The sequence below is a fragment of the Dyella psychrodurans genome (assembly GCF_003363265.1).
Lineage (GTDB): Bacteria > Pseudomonadota > Gammaproteobacteria > Xanthomonadales > Rhodanobacteraceae > Dyella_B > Dyella_B psychrodurans.
The window spans coordinates 344,575-365,292 of sequence record NZ_QRBF01000001.1 but is presented as its reverse complement, the minus strand read 5'-3'; the positions used below and the strand labels follow the sequence as shown (position 1 = coordinate 365,292).

Below are 20,718 nucleotides of genomic sequence, written 5' to 3'. Positions count from 1 at the left end.
CGGCCGTCCCCCTGTTGCAACCTGCTTCGTTCAATCTGTTTCGCATTCGTACCCTCGGAGAAGCCAATGACCGCTCCATCTCAACCGAAGTCGGCACTACGCATCCGCAAGGCCGCGGTGCTCGGTGCCGGCGTCATGGGCGCGCAGATCGCCGCGCACCTGACCAATGCCAACGTCGAAACCGTGCTGTTCGACCTGCCCGCGAAAGAAGGTCCCAAGAGCGGCATCGCGCTCAAGGCCATCGAGAATCTCAAGAAGCTCTCGCCCGCGCCGCTGGCCGACAGCACCCGCGCCGCCGCGATCATTCCCGCCAACTACGACGATGACCTGGAGCACCTGAAGGACGTCGACCTGGTGATCGAGGCCATCGCCGAACGCATGGACTGGAAGCTGGATCTCTACAAGAAGATCGCTCCCTACGTCTCCAAGACCGCCGTGCTGGCCAGCAACACCTCGGGCCTGTCGATCAACGGCCTGGCCGAAGCGCTGCCGGAAGAGATGCGCCACCGTTTTACTGGGGTGCATTTCTTCAATCCGCCGCGCTACATGCACCTGGTCGAACTCATCCCGACCAGGCTCACCGACCCCAGCGTGCTCGAAGGCCTCGAAGCCTTCCTGACCACCACCGTCGGCAAGGGCGTGGTCTACGCCAAGGACACGCCGAACTTCATCGGCAACCGCATCGGCGTGTTTTCGATGCTGGCCACGATGTACCACACCGAGCAGTTCAAGCTCGGCTTCGACACGGTCGACGCGCTGACCGGCCCGGCTGTTGGCCGCCCGAAGAGCGCCACCTATCGCACCGCCGACGTCGTGGGCCTGGACACCATGGCGCACGTGATCAAGACCATGGCCGACACGCTGGCCAACGATCCGTGGCACGAATACTTCAAGGCACCGGCCTGGCTGAGCGGACTGATCGAGCAAGGCGCGCTGGGCCAGAAGACGGGCGCTGGTTTCTACCGCAAGGCCGGCAAGGACATCGTGGTGCTGGATGTCGCCAAGCGCGACTACCGCCCGTCCGAGCAGAAAGCCTCGGACGAAGTTTCCGCCATCCTCGCCATCAAGGACCCCGCCGAAAAGTTCGGCAAGCTGCGCGCATCGAGCGATCCGCAGGCGCAGTTCCTGTGGGCGACGTTCCGCGATCTTTTCCACTACACCGCCTATCACCTGGCCGACATTGCCGACACCGCGCGCGACGTCGACTTCGCCATCCGCTGGGGTTACGGCTGGAAGCTCGGTCCGTTCGAAACCTGGCAGGCCGCGGGCTGGCAGCAGGTGGCCGGCTGGATCGCCGAAGACATTGCGGCCGGCAAGGCCATGAGCAAGGCGCCGCTGCCGGCCTGGGTCACTGATGGCCGTACCGGCGTACATGGCAAGAACGGCTCGTACTCTGCCGCCGCCAACGCCGACAAGCCGCGTTCGCAGCATCCTGTCTACAAGCGTCAGCTGTTCCCCGATCCGATCCTCGGCGAGAAATTCGACCAGGGCACGACGGTGTGGGAGAACGACGGCATCCGCCTGTGGACACTGGGCGACGACAACGTCGGCATCATCTCGTTCAAGACCAAGATGAACACGGTCAACGATCAGGTGCTCGACGGCATCCAGCATGCGATCGGCGTCGCCGAGGAGAAGCTCAAGGCGGTGGTGATCTGGCAGACCAGCGAACCGTTCTCGGCAGGCGCTGACCTCAAGGGCGCGCTCGGCCTGCTGCAGGCCGGCAAGATCGACGACTTCAAGGCGATGGTCGCCAACTTCCAGCGCACCAGCATGCGCATCAAGCACTCGCTGGTGCCCGTGGTGTCGGCGGTGCGTGGACTCGCCCTCGGCGGCGGCTGCGAATTCCAGATGCATTCGGCGCGCACCGTCGCGGCGTTGGAAAGCTACATCGGACTCGTCGAAGCGGGCGTGGGTCTGCTGCCGGCCGGTGGCGGTCTGCACGAACTCGCGGTTCGCGCGGCACAGTCGAATCCGACCGACCCGTTCGAATCGTTGAAGAAAGTGTTCGAAACGGTGGCCATGGCCAAGGTCTCCGGCAGCGCGCTTGAAGCCAAGCAATCGGGTCTGCTGCGCGATAGCGACGTAGTGGTGTTCAACGCTTACGAACTGCTGTACGTCGCCAAGCAAGTGGCAAGCTCGCTCGCTGAAAGCGGCTGGCGTGCGCCGTTGTATGACCGCAACATTCCGGTGGCCGGCGATGTCGGCACCGCGACGTTCAAGGCATCGCTCGCCAATCTGCAGGCCGGCTACTTCGCCTCCGAGCATGACGTGGCGATCGCCACGCGCATCGCCGACACGCTGTGCGGCGGCGCGATCGAGCGCGGCTCGCTGGTCGACGAGGAATGGCTGCTGGCTCTGGAGCGCAAGCACTTCGTCGAGTTGGCGCAGACCGAAAAGACCCAGGCACGCATCGCTCACACGATGACCACCGGCAAACCGCTGAGGAACTAAACACCCGTCGCCCCGGCGAAAGCCAGGGCCCAGCGACTTTCGAACGTATCAAAGACACTGGATCCCGGCTTTCGCCGGGACGACGGCAAAAAACCAAAGCGCGTCGCTGCGAACTGCGCGACGCCACGGAGCAAAGACCATGACCAAGCAAGTGCAAGACGCCTACATCGTCGCCGCCACCCGTACCCCGGTCGGCAAGGCGCCGCGCGGCGTATTCCGCAACACCCGTCCCGACGATATGCTCGCCCACGTCATCCGCGCCGTGATGGCGCAGGCGCCGGGCATCGATCCGCATCGCATCGGCGACGTCATCATTGGCTGCGCCATGCCGGAAGCCGAGCAAGGCATGAACGTGGCGCGCATTGGCCTGCTGCTGGCGGGCCTTCCGGACACCGTGCCGGGCGTCACCATCAACCGCTTCTGCTCTTCCGGCCTTCAGGCGGTGGCGATGGCTGCCGACCGTATCCGACTCGGCGAAGCGGATCTGATGCTCGCCGGCGGTACCGAAAGCATGAGCATGGTGCCGATGATGGGCCACAAGGTGGCGATGAACCCGGGCATCTTCGACAACGAACACATCGGCATTGCCTACGGCATGGGCATCACGGCCGAAAACGTCGCCAAGCAGTGGAAAGTGTCACGCGAACAGCAGGATGCCTTCTCGGTGGAAAGCCACCGCCGTGCACTGGCCGCCATCGCAACCGGCGAATTCAAGGAAGAAATCACGCCGTTCAAGCTCGATGACCACTACCCGGATCTCGCCACGCGCGGCATCAAGACCGACAGCCGCCTGATCGACACCGACGAAGGCCCGCGCGCCGGCACCACGCCGGAAGTGCTCGCCAAGCTCAAGACGGTGTTCCGCAACGGCCAGTTCGGCGGCACGGTGACGGCCGGCAACTCCTCGCAGACCTCCGACGGCGCGGGTGCCGTACTGCTGGCCAGCGAACAGGCGATCAAGGACTACAACCTTACCCCGCTCGCCCGCTTCGTTGGCTACTCCGTCGCCGGCGTGCGCCCGGACATCATGGGCATCGGCCCGAAGGAAGCGATTCCGAAGGCGCTGAAGGCAACCGGCATCAAGCAGGATCAGCTGGACTGGATCGAACTCAACGAGGCCTTCGCCGCGCAGGCGCTGGCCGTGATCGGCGATCTGGGCCTGGATCAGGCCAAGGTGAACCCGCTGGGCGGCGCCATCGCCCTCGGTCACCCGCTGGGCGCCACCGGCGCCGTCCGCGTCGCCACCCTGCTGCACGGCCTGCGCCGTCGCAAGCAGAAGTACGGCATGGTGACCATGTGCATCGGCACGGGTATGGGTGCGGCGGGTATTTTCGAAGCGGTCTGATCGTCTAAACCGCTGCCGAGAACGAGAACGGCGCCGTAGCCATACGGCGCCGTTTTCTTGCCGGAATGACGACATGGGTCGCTTGATGACATAGCGCAGGCGTCGAATAATGCCCGCATTACGGCACATACCCCATGTGCCGATGTCTCGACGATCGCAACCGGCAACCGTGTTGCCGTGCTTCGCGCGCTCGTTCAAGGAAGCGACGTGGTATCCCTGCAGAGTGAGGAAAATCCAGACACGCCGACTGCTTCTGTGCCGGTGCTTCCCGATTACCGCGTAACATCCCTGATCGTAGGCTGCGCGATCTTCCTCGAGCAGATGGACGGCACCGTGCTGGCGACGGCATTGCCGACGATGGCCCGCGATTTCCACGTCTCCGCACCCGCGATGAGCGTGGCCGTCACCAGTTACCTGCTTGCCTTGGCGATCCTGATTCCCGTCAGCGGCGCGATGTCGGATCGCTTCGGCGCCAAGCGCGTGTTCAACAGCTCCATCGTGGTGTTCATCATCGGCTCGATCCTGTGTTCGCTGACCAAGACACTGCCGATGATGGTGGCGGCGCGGCTGCTGCAAGGCACCGGCGGCGCCATGATGGCGCCGGTGGGACGACTGGTGATCCTGCGCACCGTGGAGCGCCGCCATCTGGTGTCGTCCATGATGTGGACGCTGATACCGGCCATCCTTGGCACCATGGCCGGGCCGCCGCTCGGCGGCTTCATCGTCGAGTACTTCGACTGGCGATGGATCTTCTACATCAACGTACCGATCGGCGTACTGGGTTACTGGCTGGTACGGCGGTACATTCCCGTCGTTGGCTGTTTGACGAAGCCGGCGCGCTTCGACTGGCTAGGCTTTGCGCTCTGCAGCGTCGGTTTGTCGTGCTCGTTGTTCGGGCTGGAGCTGTTCGGCCAGAACACCGACATGCGCAACGCCATGTTGCTCGTCGCCATCGGCGCGGCAGGATGCCTGGCTTATGTGTGGCATGCGCGACGCTGTGCCAACCCGGCGGTGGATCTCACCTTGCTGCGCATCGATTCCTTCCGCCTGTCGGTGATCTCCGGTTCGCTGATGCGCATCACCCAGGGCGCGCAACCGTTCCTGCTACCGCTGTTGCTGCAAATCGGTCTTGGTTTTTCCGCCTTGCGCAGCGGCCAGTTGATCCTCGCCATTTCCCTGGGCGCACTGTTGGCGCGCGTTCTCACCACACGTATATTGCGCCGCATCGGCTTCCGCCGCGCCATGGTTTACAACGGCGTGCTGGCCAGCATGAGCTACGCCATCTGCGCCTTTTTCCAGGCCGACTGGCCGTTCTGGCTGATGTTCGGTTTGTTGACCTGTTGCGGCATCGTGATGTCGTTCCAGTTCGCCGCCTACAACACCATCGCCTACGAGGCCGTGCCTACCGATCGCATGAGCGCCGCCAACAGTTTCTATTCCACCTTGCAGCAGTTGATGCTGTCGGTGGGCGTGTGTTGCGGGGCGCTCATTCTCAAGCTCGCCATGGCTGCAAGCCACAATACCGAGCCCAGTCGACTGAATTTTTCGGTGGCCTTCCTGATCGTCACCCTGATATCGCTGAGCTCCACGCGCTGGCATCGAGCCTTCGCGCCCGATGCGGGGCACGAAATGAGCGGACACCGCCGGTCCGGGTCGACGGCCGAAGGTTCTCACTGAGAAACATTCGGCCACTACCTGTTTGACACGCATCAGCGTACATTCGAAAAGACTGGGAATCTCACCCGGACGCAAGACGAGCGGCAGGGGCGTTTCTGCGGCGTTTCCGAAGAACCCGGTACCAACCAACCCTAAGGAGGATCGACGATGAAAAAGTCATTGTTGTTTGGGGTCGCACTGGTTTCCCTGCTGCCGGCGTTCGCGATGGCGCAAAACGCTTTCGACGGAACGTGGAAGATCAACCTCAACAAAGTGCAGATGTCGGCCAAGCCCGATGTGCTGGTGCTGCAGAACGGCGTTTACCAATGCAAGACGTGCACGCCTCCCATCACCGTCAAGGCCGACGGAGATGACCACAGCGTCACGGGTCATCCCTACTACGATTCGGTCGCCATCAAAGTCGTAGACGACCACACGATTCAGGAAACCGACAAAAAGAACGGCAAAGTCGTAGCCACTTCCACGATTGCCGTGTCGGCCGATGGCAAGACTGCGGCGGTGGACTTCACCGACAGCAGCGACACCAACACCGCGCCCGTCAGCGGCAAGGCGACGCTCTCACTCGTTGCGCCGGGTCCCGCCGGCTCGCATGCCGTATCCGGTTCGTGGCGCAACACCAAGATGCAAAGCATGTCCGACAACGGCCTGATCATGACCTTCAAGGTCGACGGCGATCATCTCAACATGACCACCCAGACCGGCCAGTCCTACAGCGCCAAAATGGACGGCACCGAGGCCCCATACAAAGGCGACCCGGGCATCTCCAGTGTGACGGTGATGAAAACCGGGACGAGCAGCTTCACGGAAACGGACAAGCGGAATGGAAAACCCGTCGCCATCGCGGAAGTGAAAATCGCACCCGACGGCAAGACCATGAGCGTTGTTTTCCACGACAAATTGCGCGGCACGACAACGACCTTCGTGGCCGACAAGCAATAAAAGATCCCGGCTCGAGGCGCGGTTGGCCAGCCGCCGCGCCTCGCCATGGTTCGCCCGGACAACACACTGTTTCCAAACCAGGTGCTACCCAAAATCATGCCTGGCCTTATGTTGGGTGCCATCACAACCACAAGGTTACAGGTGCTCTCATGATCGAACGTCGCCCCTTCAGCAGCCTTGGCGGAGCCGATCACGGCTGGCTCAAGGCCAAGCATCATTTTTCATTTTCCAACTACCACGACGGCCGCCGCATGGGCTGGGGTGCGCTGCGAGTGTGGAACGATGACACCATCGCTTCGCAGACCGGCTTCCCGCCACATCCGCATGCGGATATGGAAATCATCACGTACGTGCGCGAAGGCGCCATCACCCATCGCGACAGCCTCGGCAACGAGGGCCGCACGGAAGCGGGCGATGTGCAGGTGATGAGTGCCGGTACCGGCATCACACATAGCGAATACAACCTGGAGCCGGGCGCCACACGTATCTTTCAGATCTGGATTATTCCGGATGAGCACGGGCAGCCGCCGACATGGGGTGCCAAACCCTTCCCGGCCGGCGAACGCTCAGGGCGCTTCGTGGCCCTGGCCAGCGGCTTCAAGGAAGACACCGACGCCCTGCCCCTGCGCACCAACGCACGCGTGCTCGGCGCTACGCTCAAAGCGGGTGAAACCACGCGCTATCCGCTGGAGAAAAATCGCTACGCTTACCTGGTGCCGGCCAAAGGCTCCGTTGAAATCAACGGCATCAAACTCGATGCTCGTGACGGTGCGGCGATCCTCAACGAGCCGTCGCTGGAAGTGAAAGCACTGGAAGATGCCGAATTGGTGCTTGTCGATACCGCACAATAATTCGTATGGCGTTTGCCCCGGGCGACACGGTGTCAGCGATACCGTGTCGCCATGATTCAGCGGGCGAGTACAGCAAGAACCTTGCGTTGCACGCATTCAACGCCATGATGGGACGATCCGCCGCAACGGCGGTCAAGCGTGTCATTCCATCACTGTCTCGCAAGGCCTGTCGCTATGACAAACATGCAAGCCATCGAAATCGCTCATCCCGGTGGCCCGGATGTGTTGCGGCTGACTCGGCGCTCCATCCCGCAGCCTCGCACAGGCGAAGTGTTGATCAAGGTAGCCGCATCGGGCGTCAACAGGCCCGATGTGTTTCAGCGCGCCGGACATTACGCTCCGCCGCCCGGAGCTTCCGACCTCCCCGGCCTGGAAGTGGTGGGCGAATTGGTGAATGGCGATTTCAGCGGCCACAATCCGTTTGGGCTCAAACCCGGCGATGCGGTTTGTGCTTTGTTGGCCGGTGGCGGTTACGCGGAATACGCGGTAGCGCCCTTGGGCCAATGCCTGCCGGTTCCGTCGGGCATGAATGCGCTTGAAGCCGCATCGTTGCCGGAAAACTATTTCACGGTGTGGAGCAATGTTTTCGATCGCGGTGGCTTGGGGCGTGACCAAGCGGGCGCACCGGAAAGCCTGCTGGTTCAGGGCGGCTCCAGCGGCATTGGCGTAACCGCCATTCAATTGGCGCATGCGTTGGGACACCCGGTATTCGCCACCGCCGGCAACGATGAGAAATGCCGCGCCTGCGAAGCACTCGGCGCTCGCGCCATCAATTACCGCACTGAGGATTTCGTCGAACGCGTGAAGGCCATGACCGAAGGCCGTGGCGTGAATGTGATTCTGGATATGGTCGCTGGTGATTACGTCGCGCGCGAAATCGATGCGCTGGCTTACGATGGCCGCCTGGTCATCATCGCCACGCTAGGCGGTACCAACGCAAAGCTGGATGCCGGCAAGCTGATGCATCGTCGCATCAGCATGACCGGCTCCACCTTGCGGCCGCGATCGGTCGAATTCAAATCCGCCATCGCTGCCAAGTTGCATGACAACGTATGGCCGCTCTTCGCGGAAGGACGTCTGCGCCCTGTGATACACGAAGTATTTCCAGCCAGCGACGCTGCAGGTGCGCATGCCTTGATGGAAAGCAGCACGCATATCGGAAAGCTTTTGTTGCGCTGGTAGCGCGACAGGCAAAAAAAACCGGGCGCCGAAGCGCCCGGGACAATCGGCGAAGGCTCACCAGGAAGCACGCCTTCGCCGCTGACACATGACTTCGGTGACCTCATCATCGAGGCACCGAAGCCCCCACCGACATCGCCTTGCGGGTTGCCGGTAACGCCTGGGTTTTACCAGCCGAAGGACATGCCTGCACCGACCGACACATCGTTAGCCGAAGCCGAGCCACCGAACGACAGGTTCAAGTTCGGCTTGATCTGCCGCGAGTAACCCACGGCGATGGCCGACTGGCCGTTTTGCATGCCCACGCCCACACCCATTCTGTTGGGCTTGTCGATGCCTTGCGCGCTGAAGGCCATCTGGCCGTAGGCGGCGCTCATCGCACCCATGCCGTTGATGCGCTTGTCCATCTGCGTGAACTTCTGGTTGGCCCAGTTCTGCACACCATTGACGGCATCCTGCACCTGGCCCCAGTTGGCGGCATCCGTGCGCTGCGTACCGGCAGCCACGTTGGTGATCTGGCGCTCGTTGCCCGGCGAACCGACCGAGACCGTGTTGTCGCGATCCGCCACCGAACCCGCACCCAGTGCTACGGAGTTGTTGCCCGTGGCGCTGGAGTTGGAACCCAGCGCAGTGCTGTTGGTCCCCGTGGCTGAAGCGCTTTCACCCACTGCCGTGCTGCCACTGCCGGAGGCCACTGCATTGGCGCCATTGGCCGTGCTGTTGCTGCCTGAAGCGACCGAGCCCGCGCCGGTGGCCGTGCTGTTGCTTCCCGTTGCTTGCGAGCCAGCGCCGGTAGCGGTGCTGTTGTCGCCCGATGCCACCGCGCCGTTGCCTACGGCCGTGCTGTTGGTACCGGAAGCGTTCGCACCGTTACCCACCTGGGTGCTGTCGGTGCCCGGGCCCGGCGAGGGTACCGGACCGCCGATGCTGCCGTCGGCAACACCCTGCTCGATCGTGGTCAAGCGACCATCCAGGGAGGCGTACTGGCCATTGAGCAGGCTGAACTGGCTCTGGAAGGTCTGCTGCAGGTCGAACAGCTGGCTACCGTTCACCGCCTGCATGCTGCCCGAGGCAATCAGGCCCGGCGCCACGTTGTTGAGCAAAGTGCCGTTACTGCCGCCGAAGGTCACGCTCGACAGGTCGACGCCGTCGTACACCACGGCCGCGAGTGGCAGGTTGGAGTTCGGGTCGAACAAGCCCATCGCCTTCAGCTGCGCGATCGTTGCCGCATCGGTATCGCCCGTGCCGTTGGCCACGCCAGTCAGCACACGCGGGCCGGACGTGCCGGTGAAGTCCACCGAAGCGCCACCCGTGTTCGCGCCCACCGTCAGGTTGCCGGTGGTCGGACTCTGCTGCACCAGGCCCACGGTACCGCTGCTGATCTGGTCGTTGAGATCCGAGATGTCGCTGCTGTTCTGCGTCACGCGGCCGTCGATGTTGCTGATCGCACCACCGATGCTGTTCACGGTGGTGCCGCCCACGCTGTAGCTCGGCGCGCTGATCGAGCCGTCGGCGTTCACCGTCGAGCCGCCGCCCAGCGCGGAGGCCACGCTTTCGGACACGCCGTAGAGCTGCGAGCCGTTCACCGCATCCAGGCTGGCGGCCGACACGTTGCCATTGGCCACACCCGTCAAGGTGCGCGCACCGGCCGTGCCGGTGAAATCCACCGTGCTGCCGTCGGTGTTCGCGCCCACGGTCAGGTTCGCCCCGGCCGACGCCTGCTGCACCAGACCCACGGTGCCGCTGCCGATCTGATCGGCGAGGCTGCTGATGTCGCTGGTGTTGGTGGCGATGTTGGCCGTGTTCGTCGCGATATTCGCCGTGTTGGTGGCAATGTTGCTGGTGTTGGTCGCGATGTTGGCGGTGTTCGTCGCAATGTTCGCCGTGTTGGTCGCCACGTTTTCATTGGTGGCAAACAACTGCGAGCCGTTCACCGCGTCGGTGCTCGTCGAGGACAGATTGCCCGCCGTCACGCCAGTCAGCGTGCGAGTGCCGGCCGTGCCGGTGAAGTCCACTGTCGTGCCGTCGGTGTTCGCACCCACGGTCAGGTTCGCACCGGCGGCGCTCTGCTGCACCAGACCCACCGTGCCGCTGCCGATCTGATCGGCGAGGTCATTGATGTCGCTGGTGTTCTGCGTCACACGCCCATCCAGGTTCGTGATGCTGGTGGTGTTGCTGGCGATGTTGGCCGTGTTCGTCGCGATATTCGCCGTGTTGGTGGCGATATTGCTGGTGTTGGTCGCGATGTTGGCCGTGTTCGTCGCAATGTCGGCCGTGTTCGTCGCCACGTTTTCGTTGGTGGCAAACAACTGCGAGCCGTTCACCGCGTCGGTGCTCGTCGAGGACAGATTGCCCGCCGTCACGCCAGTCAGCGTGCGGGTGCCGGCCGTGCCGGTGAAGTTCACCACGGTGCCATTGGTGTTGGCGCCCACCGTCAGGTTCGCCCCGGTCGAGGCCTGTTGCACCAGACCCACGCTGCCGCTGCTGATCTGATCGGCGAGGTTGCTGATATTGGTGGTGTTGGTGGCGATGTTCGCCGTGTTGGTGGCGATGTTGCTGGTGTTGGTCGCGATGTTAGCCGTGTTGGTGGAGACGTTGGTGTTCGTCGTCGTGAGGCTGCTGTCAAGCGCACCCAGCGCGGCGCCGATGGTGGTTTGCGTGCCGCCGTTGGCTAGCTCGTAGGTCGGGCCGGTGACCGCACCCGTCGCTGCGTTAATCGAGGCTCCGCCGCCCAGCGCACTCACTACGGGCGTGAGCTGGCTGACATTGACGGCATCGTTAGCTTGCGTACCGGCGCCCACGTTGACGATCTGGCGGGTAAAGGCCGAGCCGCTGACATCGCTGCCTACCGATACGGTGTTGGCACGGTCGGCCACCGCGTTTGCGCCGAGGGCGACGGCGTTGGCCACGCTGGCACTGGCGCTAGTGCCCAACGCTACCGAGCCGGTGCCGGTCGAAGCGATGTTGGCACTGGCACCGATGGCTACGGCCTGGTTTGCATTTGAAGCACTCAGCTCACCGACCGCGATGGATTGAATCATAGAGGCAATCGCTCCCTGACCTGCCGTCGTTGAACCACCAAGGGCGATAGATTTAAGGCCAGTGGCAGCGGTATTGGCGCCGATCGCCGTGGAGCCAGCACCGTTGGTGGACGCCTGGCTACCAAGGGCAACCGAATTGTTGTTCAGCACACTGGTGTTGTAACCCAGTGCCATCGAATAGTCTCCGTTCACGCCCACGTTGGAGCCCGTGCCCATGCTCACAGAAGAAGTGCCCGAGGCTGTGCCGTACAAGGCCATGGCTAGAGAACCTGAGGCATCAGCACCACTGCCAATAGCAATGGCGCCCCCATTGGTAGCTTGTGCCCCTGTACCGAGAGCAATGGTGTTCATATTGTCAGCGGTTGCCCCATAACCAATAGCGATCGCCGGATAGGCAGCGGCCGTTGAACTTCCATTTGCCGCATTGCCAATGGCAATGTCATTAGCATTGCTGGTGGTGACCGCGCCACCATTTCCTATCGCGATGCCGGGAGATGACGGCAGCGTTGCATCCAAAGGCGTGATAACAAAATCCGCCTCACACACACCCGCAGCATTCAGCGTGCCCGACTGACCACCGGATGTGGTGCAGGCGGTGCCGCTGTCCTGAGCGAGCGCAGCGCCAAACGGCGCGGATGCGGCCAGTGCGACAGCAAGCGCGCCGACTAGTGTTTTGCGGGAAGTCTTCTTGCGGCCCTTGGCCAATTCGGATGCCACCACCCACTTACCCGTGGTGGCGTTCCAGACGATGCGATAGATGGTATTCATAAAATGGTTTCCTGGTGAGTCAGCTTGAAATTCGGGCGCACTTTCCCGTCACGTGGTCTTTCGATCGCGCAACGAGATCCATTCGGTGAAGTGCTTCGATTGCCTAGAAGGCGTGCCCCGAGGTAGTTCGCCGGGCACAGTGCAATCCTAGGAATTCGGACGATGACGACCTATCGGACCAGGCCGAATTCGTATTAGTACCAGTCTGAATTTTGCTCAGCGGGTGGGCAAAACGCTTCTTTTACGAGGCGTCACTGCAGCAGTGCGCGTCGATGTTTACTCGCCGCGATTCGTTTTCGCCGCTTTTTTTCTTGTACTGGCGACATAGACCGCTGACGACTCCGCGATCATTCGGATAGTCGGATTTTCAGATTCGCCACACTGGCTGGACCAATGCTCCATGAGCCGGCGTTGCCCTTGCGGCGAGCCGTACATGAATTTGTTGAATTCCTCGGCGAACGCATCACGTTGCGCCCTGTCGAGCGTGCCAACCCCGAGAAGTACGGCATAAACTTCCGTATCGTACGAGTCGTCCACGATGCATGCCTCTGCGCGATGAGGGCCGCCCCGAAATCGGTCCCGAAGTGAGCCAAGGCTAGCTACGCGCGAACAGTCACGCTATCGGACAGACTCGATCACAACCACAGCTTGGGCGTACACGACATCAGTCGTTTCCCACATCGTCATGGGTTTGACGGGCCTTTTGTCGCGATGTCTCCGACGCGGATACAAGCCCATGAGCAAGCGCATATTTGAAGATATCCGCATCGCCCTGTAGCCCGAGCTTCTTCATCGCAGCCACCTTCTGCGCACTGATGGTCTTGCTGCTCCGGCCTGCACGCACGCCGATTTCCGACACGGAAAGCCCCTCCGCATAAAGGCGAAGCACTTCCGTTTCCCGCTTGCTCAGTTGCGGTAGCGGTGGGGACGTACTCGCTTGGGCTTCGGATTGATCCAGAATCTGCTCGACACGCGGGGAAAGATAACGGTCGCCTGCATAAGCCATGCCGATAGCCGATTCCAGGTGCTGCAAATCGTCCGATTTACTGACGATCCCGATCGCACCGACATCGAAAATACTGTGCATGACAGCATTGTTCTCGATGCCGGTAAGGACCACCAATCGTGTCGCGGGGAAACGGCGCTTTAAAAAGCGCAACAGCGACAAGCCGTCGCCGTAACGTCCGTGCGGCATGGAAAAATCCGTGACGACGACGTCGCATGCTGTTTTGCTCAGCAGCTCCACGAGTTCGGTGGAGCTGGTCACCGTGCCGATCAGCGATACGCCGCTGATTCCGGACAACAAATGCTCCATCCCGGCCAGCAAGGTCGGGTGGTCATCGGCTACGGCAACCCGTATGGTCAATCCCTACTCCTTGCGCATCGCAAACCGGCGGACTGGCGCTATCTAAGCTAGCACAGCGCTTGTATGCCCAGCCTGACTCAAGCTGACGCCTTGTATTACGATTATCGCGTTGGGCAGGCGCTAACATCCCCAAGCTGCGCAGTGAATGGAAGCGACCAGGATGGACAACCAAGTTCGGGTAGCCGTGGCCGACGATCATCCGGTGATACGGATGGGCATCGAAGCCACGCTCGACGATATATCCTTCATCGACAGGATCGGCTCGGTTGCGGATTCGACGCAACTCGTTGCGCTCCTCGATACGCAGCCGTGCGATGTGCTGGTCACCGATTACGCCATGCCAGGCGGTCAGTATGGCGATGGCATGGAACTGATCGCCTTCGTCCGCCACCGCTACCCCGACCTGCGCATCGTCGTGCTTACCAGCATGGAGAAGCTGGCCCTGATTCGCGGCCTGATGACGCATGGAATCAACGCCGTTCTCAGCAAGGCCGACGACATGTCCCACTTGCGCGCAGCGATACAAGCCACGCGCACGGGCCGTCGCTACTATTCACCGCGCATTGCCAACTTGCTGAAAGCGTTGCCGGCAACCGGCTCCGCGCGCTTGTCGCAGCGCGAATCGGAAGTCATCGCGCTATACGTCGGTGGCGACAGCATCAACACCATCGCCGAGAAATTGCAGCGAAGCAAGCAGACCATCAGCACGCAGAAGGTCACCGCGATGCGCAAGCTCGGCATCGAAACCGATGCCGATCTTTTCAAATACGCCATCGAACTGGGGCTGACCCGGAAAAAGCCGCTCAGCGACTGACAAGCTCAGGCCTTTGCGAAGGGGAATGCCAAGACATCGCCGATCTTGTCGGTTCCCGCCAGACACATGAGCAAGCGCTCGATGCCCAACGCCACACCAGCGCAATCGGGCATGTTTCCAAGCACCGCAAGCAGTTGTTCGTCGATTGGCATTTCGCGAAGGCCACGTTCGCGTCGACGCTCGTTATCGCGCATGAAGCGTGCGCGTTGCTCGGTGGCATCGTTGAGTTCGTGATAACCGTTGGCCAACTCGTAAGGACCAAGATAAAGCTCGAAGCGTTCCGCCATCGGCGGGTCGCCAGGGCGGATGCGCGCCAACGCGGACTGACTGGCGGGGTAATCGTGGATCACGGTAATGCGGTCGTGGGGAAAGGCCGGTTGCAGTTTGTGCGTGATCAGAAGATCCAGCCAGTCATCCCGCGTGAGGCCGGCAGGATCGATGTGGTACTGGGCCAACGGTTCGCGCAGTGCGTCGATATCGGCATGCAGCGGATCGAGTCCAAGCTCGTCGATGAAAAATTGCCGGTAGCCTTCGATGAGCACTTCCGCGCGCCGCCCCGTCAGCGCGAGCGCACTTTCAACCAGCATGATGGTTTCTTCCATCAATTGCCGATGGTTCCAGCCGACGCGATACCACTCCAGCATGGTGAATTCGGGGTTGTGCCGCTCCCCTGCTTCGCCGTTGCGGAATACGCGCCCTAATTCGTAGCAATCGCCCACCCCATCGGCGAGCAGCCGTTTCAACGGATGTTCTGGCGACGTCCGCAACCAACGCTCGCGCGCACCCGCATCGACGTGGCCGCTGAAAGGCGCGTTGAAGCTCTCGATATTGGGGTCGGTGTTGCCGGCGGCCGACAGGATCGGCGTTTCCACCTCCAACACGCCACGCTCGGCGAAGAACGCGCGGATCATCGCGTAAAGCTGGGCGCGCCCCTGCAGTCGATTAAGAAATGGCGTGACGATATTGGTGTCCATGAGCAATCAGGCTCCATGTTTCTTGAACAGATCGAGCAGGCGCTGCTCATCCCACACGTCGACACCCAGTTCCTGCGCCTTGTCGAGTTTGGACCCGGCGGCTTCGCCGGCCACGACAAAGCTGGTTTTCTTCGACACGCTGCCGGCAACTTTTGCACCGAGCGCCTCCAGTTTCTCTTTGGCTTCGTCGCGACCCATGCTTGCCAAGGTCCCGGTAAGCACCGCGGTCTGCCCGGATAGCGGGAGCGCATCCGCGGAAACGTCCTCCTGCGGCGCGGCGGCGAGAAGGTGATTCATGGCGGCCTCTGCTTCGTGCAGCACCTTGAATCGGGCGTCGTCGGCAAGATAATCCTCAAGATTGATGGCGGCGTTCTGGGACAAACCCGCCGTAATCCAATGAGCACTGCCGCTGCTGCGCAATTTACCTGCCGTCGGAAAATGGGTGGCGAGCAGTTCGGCATTGCGGCGCCCCACGCCATTGATACCCGCATCTTCCAGCAGCACGGCAAAGCTCAGCTTTTGATGCAGACGCGGTGACGGAGCGGCTTCATCGCCGATCGCCATGCCCGCCTTCAACAATGCATCGACCACGGCGCGATTGCCTTCCTGCTTGAAGAAGGCATCAATCGAGCCGGCCACTTCGCCACCGATATCCGGCAATTCGCGCAGGATGGCCGCAGGTGCGCTGCGTACCCACTTCAGGCTCCCGAGCCAGCTTGCCAAGGTCTTGGCCGTGCTTTCCCCGATATGCACGATGCCAAGGGCGTAAAGAAAACGCGCCAGCGTCGTCTTCTTGCTGGCGTCGATGGCTTCGACCAGGTTCTCTGCCCACTTCGTGGCGATCTTGCCGGCCTTGACAGTCTCCGGTGTCGTGCCGTCGCGTTCGTCGGCACGCTGCTTCATCTCAAGGAAGTGATCGAGTGTCAGGCCGTACAGGTCGGCTGGCGTGTGCACGTAGCCGAAGTCGACCAGTGCGTCGACGAAACGTTCGCCGATACCCTCGATATCCATGGCGCGACGCGAGGCGAAATGGATCAGCGCTTCCTTGCGTTGCGCGGCACAGATCAGGCCGCCCGAACACCGCCATGCAGCCTCGCCTTCCTCACGTACCAGCGCCGAACCGCACACCGGACAATGCGTCGGCATGTGCCATGGCTTGGTTTTTTCCGGCCGCCTTTCGAGGATGACACGTACTACTTCGGGAATCACATCGCCCGCGCGCCGCACGATCACCGTGTCGCCGACGCGTACGTCGAGGCGCGCAACCTGATCCGCGTTGTGCAAGGTGGCATTGGTGACGGTGACGCCGGCAACCTGCACCGGGGCGAGACGCGCCACCGGCGTGGCAGCACCTGTGCGACCGATCTGTATTTCGATCGCATCGACCGTCGTGCTTTGTTCCTGCGCCGGGAATTTGTGCGCAATCGCCCAGCGCGGCGCGCGCGCGACGAAGCCCATCTCGCGCTGGCCTGCGTAATCGTCCAGCTTGTAGACCACGCCATCGATGTCGTAAGGCAGGCTGTCGCGCTTGGCTCCGATGCGCTTGAAATAAGCGATCAGGCCATCGAAGCCCTTGGCGACATCCACTTCAGGCGAAACGGGGAAACCCCAGTCGCGCAATGTCTTCAAGGTGCTGGAATGGGTTGGCGGCAGTTCCCGCCCTTCCACCACGCCCACCGCATAGGCATAGAAGCTGAGCTTGCGTTTCGCCGTGATGGCGGGGTCGAGCTGTCGCAACGAACCCGCCGCGCCATTGCGCGGATTGGCCAGTGTCTTTTCGTCGTGCTGGCGTGCGTACGCGTTGAATGCTTCGAAATCTTTCCGCAGCATGATCACTTCGCCGCGCACTTCGAGCACGCGCGGCCAATCGTCGCCGCGCAGGCGCAACGGGATCGCTCGCACGGTACGCAAGTTGGCGGTGACATCTTCCCCCGTTTCACCGTCGCCACGCGTTGCACCCTTCACGAAAACGCCGTTCTCGTAGCGCAGACTGATCGCCAGGCCGTCCAGTTTCGGCTCGACCGAAAACACCGGATTGCTGCGTCCCAGGGTTTGTTCGATGCGGCGCTCGAATTCGGCGATGTCGCGATATCGTTCGCGATCGTTGTTGCCTTCCTGCTCGAAGGCGTTGCTCAACGAGAGCATCGGCAGCGCATGCCTTACTTCGGCAAAACCACCGTGCGCGCGAGCACCCACGCGACGCGTTGGCGAGTCCGGTGTCGCCAGTTGCGGATGCGCTGTCTCCAGCGCTTCCAATTCACGCATCAAGGCATCGTATTCGGCGTCGGTAATCTCCGGGTCGTCGAGAACGTGATAGCGGTAGTTGGCTTGATCGATCCGTTGGCGCAGCTCATCGGCGCGCTGTACCGGCAAAGGGGATGCTGACGGTTTGCTCATTTTCGAAGTGTAACGATTCAGAGGTTGCCGGTTGATGGCCCGATATGGGGATACCCGGGCTCGCCTGAGAGGTATAGCGTTCTCCAAGGCCGCCGTTGCAGTGCCGTTTTTCCCGGAGCCGCGTACGCACACCTATTCCAGCACGGCACCATTCACGAAATTAGCTGCCATAGCAGGTATCATAACGCCCATGCCCCCTACGTCTGCCGTTTCCTCCGCCACCGCCGATGCGGCCACGGGAAACATGGGGGAGCTGTCCTCCCGCCAACGCTACAGCGGCCTGATCTGGCTGGTGGCCGCCGCGTTCTTCATGCAGGCGCTCGACTCCACGATCGTCAATACAGCGGTTCCGGCCATTGCCAATGCCCTGGGCGAAACGCCGCTCAACATGCGCAGCTCGCTGACCAGCTACGTACTGACGCTGGCGATTCTGATTCCGGCAAGCCCTTGGCTGTGCGATCGCTTCGGTACCCGAAGGGTCTTTGGCATCGCGATCGGCGTCTTTGCGATCGGCTCCCTGCTCTGCGGCATTTCTCAGACGCTGCCGGAACTGGTGCTGGCGCGCGTGCTGCAAGGCTGCGGCGGCGCGGCGCTGATGCCGGTGGGACGTTATGTGCTCGTGCGCAGCATCGACAAACGCGATTTCGTGCAGGTGATGAGCACCGTCGCCACCTTCGGATTGCTTGGCTCGGTGCTGGGGCCGCTGCTTGGCGGCGCGCTGGTCCAATACACCAGCTGGCGATTGATCTTCCTGCTCAACGTGCCCGTCGGCCTGGTTGGCATCTGGCTCAATTTGCGAGAGATGCCCGAATATCGGCTGGAACGTGCCAATCGCTTCGACCTGCTGGGTTTCTTGCTGTTTGCGGCGGCGTCCGCATTACTGTTGACTGCTTCCGAATTTGCCGCGGACGAAACGATCCGCTGGGTGCAAATGGGAACGCTGGTGCTGCTGGCCACCGCGTTCGGCGCAGCCTATGTGTGGCATAGCCGCCGCACCGATCACCCAGTAGCGGACCTGAGCCTGCTGCGCGTACGCAGTGTGTGGGTGGCGTTGTCCGGCAATCTGCTTACGCGTCTGGGCGTCAGCGGCATGTTCCTGCTGATTGTTCTTTTCCTGCAGGTGGGCTGCGGCTGGTCGCCGTTGATGGCGGGCTTGATGATGGTGCCGCAGGCTGTCGGCTCGATCAGCGCGAAGTGGCTGGTGAACCGTCTGCTGATACGGATGGGCTATCGCCGCATGTTGTTTAGCAACACGTTGATCGTGGCAGCACTGCTGGCGATGTTCGCCTTGCTCGGCCCACATACACCCGTGGCGGCGATTGCATTGCTGGTGTTCATCTATGGCGGTTTCATGGGGATGCAATACACCACCATGAACACGTTGATTTACACCGACCTGGACGTCAAATATGCATCGATGGCTTCCTCGATGGCGTCGACCACACAGTATCTGTCCATGAGCTTTGGTATCGCGCTGGCGACGCTGCTGATGCAAACGCTGTTGCATGGACATGGTGATGCGGCAGCTTATGTCGTGGCATTCCGCTGGACGGTCATCGTGCTGGCGATCATCACTGCCGTCGCCAGTCGCGTCTTTGCCCGACTCGACAAAAAGCCCATGGCCACGGTGTCATCGACCGCCTGACCGAGTAGCATGGCGAACATGCTCATGATCGAAGGATTCCGACCATGCACCATGCCAACGAAATTCTGTTTTCACTTTTCATCGTCTTCGTCGCCGCGCAGATCGGCGCGGAGATCGCGCAGCGGCTGAAGCTGCCTGGCGTCGTTGGCGAAATCGCCGCGGGGTGCATCATCGGGCCGTCGCTGCTGGGCTGGATCACGCCCGAACAGATTGCCATGGGTACCCCGCTGGATGTGCTGTCCGAAATCGGCGTGGTGCTGCTGCTGTTTTCGGTTGGCCTGGAAACGCGCCTGGAAGATCTGAAGAAAGTCGGCAAATCGGCCATGCTCGTCGGTGTACTAGGCGTGCTGCTTCCGTTTGGCATGGGTGCTTTCTGGGCACATGCCAGCGGTTATGATTGGGGCAAGTCGCTTTTTGTCGCTGCCGCGTTCGTGGCGACGTCCGCCGGCATCACCGCCCGCGTACTCCAGGAACTAGGCGCACTGCAACGCGTGGAGAGCAAGGTGATCCTCGGCGCCGCGGTGATTGACGACATCTTGGCCATGCTGCTGCTCGGTGTCGTGGTGTCGTTGCAGGGTGGCGAAGGTTTCAACCCTTCGCATCTGGTGATGGTCCTGGCCGGCGCGATCGGCTTTATCGCTGTGATGGGCTGGGGCGGCACGCGCGTAATGCGCTGGAATTCAACCTGGCTCGACAAACCCAGCAGCGTCCATTCGCCCTTGTTGATCGTGCTGGCCCTGTGCCTGGGGCTCGCATACGTCTCCACGCTGTTTGGACTGGCGGCGATCATCGGCGCCTTCCTCGCCGGCATGATCGCTTCGGAAACCCGTCAGCAGCACACGCTAGAGAATCAGATCCAGCCGTTGCTGGCCCTGCTCACGCCGTTCTTCTTCGTGTTGACGGGCAGCAAGATCAACCTGCACCTGCTGGCCAATGCGGATGCACTCATCGCACTGACCGTGGTGACGGTGATCGCCATCGTGTCCAAGCTGCTCGGCGGCTTTCTTGGCGCGCTGCCACTGGGACGCCTTGGCGCAGCCATCGTGGGCTTCGGCATGGTGCCGCGTGGCGAGGTTGGTGTGGTCATTGCGAGCCTGGGCCTCGCCGCAGGTGTCTTCAACGATCAGATGTACGCCATCATCGTTGCCATGTCGCTGCTGACGGCAATGGTGACGCCGCCCATACTCGCCTGGCTGTTGAAACGGACGGCCAAGACAGACGCCGCGACGGAACCACGAAACGCTTGAACTGGCGGCTATACCTGCAAG

14 protein-coding genes are annotated in these 20,718 nt (G+C 61.8%); 9 read left to right on the top strand and 5 right to left on the bottom strand.

Annotation, left to right across the window (positions count from 1 at the left end; translation table 11 throughout):
• The first annotated feature begins 66 nt into the window (after window positions 1-66).
• From DWU99_RS01790 to DWU99_RS01765, 6 genes are all read left to right on the top strand, one after another.
• Window positions 67-2,454: a 3-hydroxyacyl-CoA dehydrogenase/enoyl-CoA hydratase family protein gene (locus tag DWU99_RS01790; protein ID WP_115476279.1), complete on the top strand. Its 2,388-nt coding sequence runs from the start codon at window positions 67-69 to the stop codon at window positions 2,452-2,454.
• Between the two features lie 139 nt (window positions 2,455-2,593).
• Window positions 2,594-3,799: an acetyl-CoA C-acyltransferase gene (locus DWU99_RS01785; RefSeq protein WP_115476278.1), complete on the top strand. Its 1,206-nt coding sequence runs from the start codon at window positions 2,594-2,596 to the stop codon at window positions 3,797-3,799.
• Between the two features lie 216 nt (window positions 3,800-4,015).
• Window positions 4,016-5,476: an MFS transporter gene (locus DWU99_RS01780; protein WP_115477138.1), complete on the top strand. Its 1,461-nt coding sequence runs from the start codon at window positions 4,016-4,018 to the stop codon at window positions 5,474-5,476.
• A 147-nt stretch (window positions 5,477-5,623) separates the two neighbouring features.
• Window positions 5,624-6,415 (top strand): hypothetical protein, encoded by a 792-nt coding sequence (locus DWU99_RS01775; RefSeq protein WP_233510811.1) that lies wholly within the window; start codon window positions 5,624-5,626, stop codon window positions 6,413-6,415.
• 149 nt (window positions 6,416-6,564) lie between these two features.
• Complete coding sequence (locus tag DWU99_RS01770) at window positions 6,565-7,266, top strand: pirin family protein (protein WP_115476277.1); 702 nt, start codon at window positions 6,565-6,567, stop codon at window positions 7,264-7,266.
• Window positions 7,267-7,440: 174 nt separating this feature from the next.
• Window positions 7,441-8,448, top strand: a complete 1,008-nt coding sequence (locus tag DWU99_RS01765) for an NAD(P)H-quinone oxidoreductase (RefSeq protein ID WP_233510810.1) — start codon at window positions 7,441-7,443, stop codon at window positions 8,446-8,448.
• Window positions 8,449-8,612: 164 nt separating this feature from the next.
• On the opposite strand, the gene DWU99_RS01760 is transcribed toward DWU99_RS01765, so the two are convergent.
• The 3 genes from DWU99_RS01760 to DWU99_RS01750 all read right to left on the bottom strand — a co-directional run bounded on the left by DWU99_RS01760 (window position 8,613) and on the right by DWU99_RS01750 (window position 13,620).
• Window positions 8,613-12,254: an ESPR-type extended signal peptide-containing protein gene (locus DWU99_RS01760; RefSeq protein ID WP_115476276.1), complete on the bottom strand. Its 3,642-nt coding sequence runs from the start codon at window positions 12,252-12,254 to the stop codon at window positions 8,613-8,615.
• A gap of 276 nt (window positions 12,255-12,530) precedes the next feature.
• Window positions 12,531-12,791 carry a hypothetical protein gene (locus tag DWU99_RS01755; protein WP_115476275.1) on the bottom strand — a complete coding sequence of 87 codons (261 nt, stop codon included), beginning with the start codon at window positions 12,789-12,791 and terminating at the stop codon, window positions 12,531-12,533.
• A gap of 127 nt (window positions 12,792-12,918) precedes the next feature.
• Complete coding sequence (locus tag DWU99_RS01750; RefSeq protein WP_115476274.1) at window positions 12,919-13,620, bottom strand: response regulator; 702 nt, start codon at window positions 13,618-13,620, stop codon at window positions 12,919-12,921.
• 160 nt (window positions 13,621-13,780) lie between these two features.
• Here DWU99_RS01750 and DWU99_RS01745 point away from each other — a divergent pair, with 160 nt between their 5' ends.
• The gene (locus tag DWU99_RS01745; protein WP_115476273.1) at window positions 13,781-14,434 is read left to right on the top strand and encodes a response regulator; all 654 of its coding nucleotides are present in this window, start codon (window positions 13,781-13,783) and stop codon (window positions 14,432-14,434) included.
• Between the two features lie 5 nt (window positions 14,435-14,439).
• Here DWU99_RS01745 and epmA read toward each other — a convergent pair whose 3' ends face one another.
• Together epmA and ligA are read right to left on the bottom strand one after the other, a co-directional pair.
• Complete coding sequence (epmA, locus tag DWU99_RS01740; RefSeq protein ID WP_115476272.1) at window positions 14,440-15,408, bottom strand: EF-P lysine aminoacylase EpmA; 969 nt, start codon at window positions 15,406-15,408, stop codon at window positions 14,440-14,442.
• A 6-nt stretch (window positions 15,409-15,414) separates the two neighbouring features.
• Window positions 15,415-17,805 carry an NAD-dependent DNA ligase LigA gene (ligA, locus tag DWU99_RS01735; RefSeq protein ID WP_115476271.1) on the bottom strand — a complete coding sequence of 797 codons (2,391 nt, stop codon included), beginning with the start codon at window positions 17,803-17,805 and terminating at the stop codon, window positions 15,415-15,417.
• 190 nt (window positions 17,806-17,995) lie between these two features.
• Here ligA and DWU99_RS01730 point away from each other — a divergent pair, with 190 nt between their 5' ends.
• Both DWU99_RS01730 and DWU99_RS01725 read left to right on the top strand, forming a co-directional pair.
• A complete protein-coding gene (locus DWU99_RS01730; RefSeq protein WP_425476796.1) occupies window positions 17,996-19,450 on the top strand; it encodes an MFS transporter in 1,455 nt (484 codons plus the stop codon).
• A 44-nt stretch (window positions 19,451-19,494) separates the two neighbouring features.
• Window positions 19,495-20,697, top strand: coding sequence for a cation:proton antiporter (locus DWU99_RS01725; protein ID WP_115476269.1), 1,203 nt, complete (start codon window positions 19,495-19,497; stop codon window positions 20,695-20,697).
• Window positions 20,698-20,718: the final 21 nt, after the last annotated feature.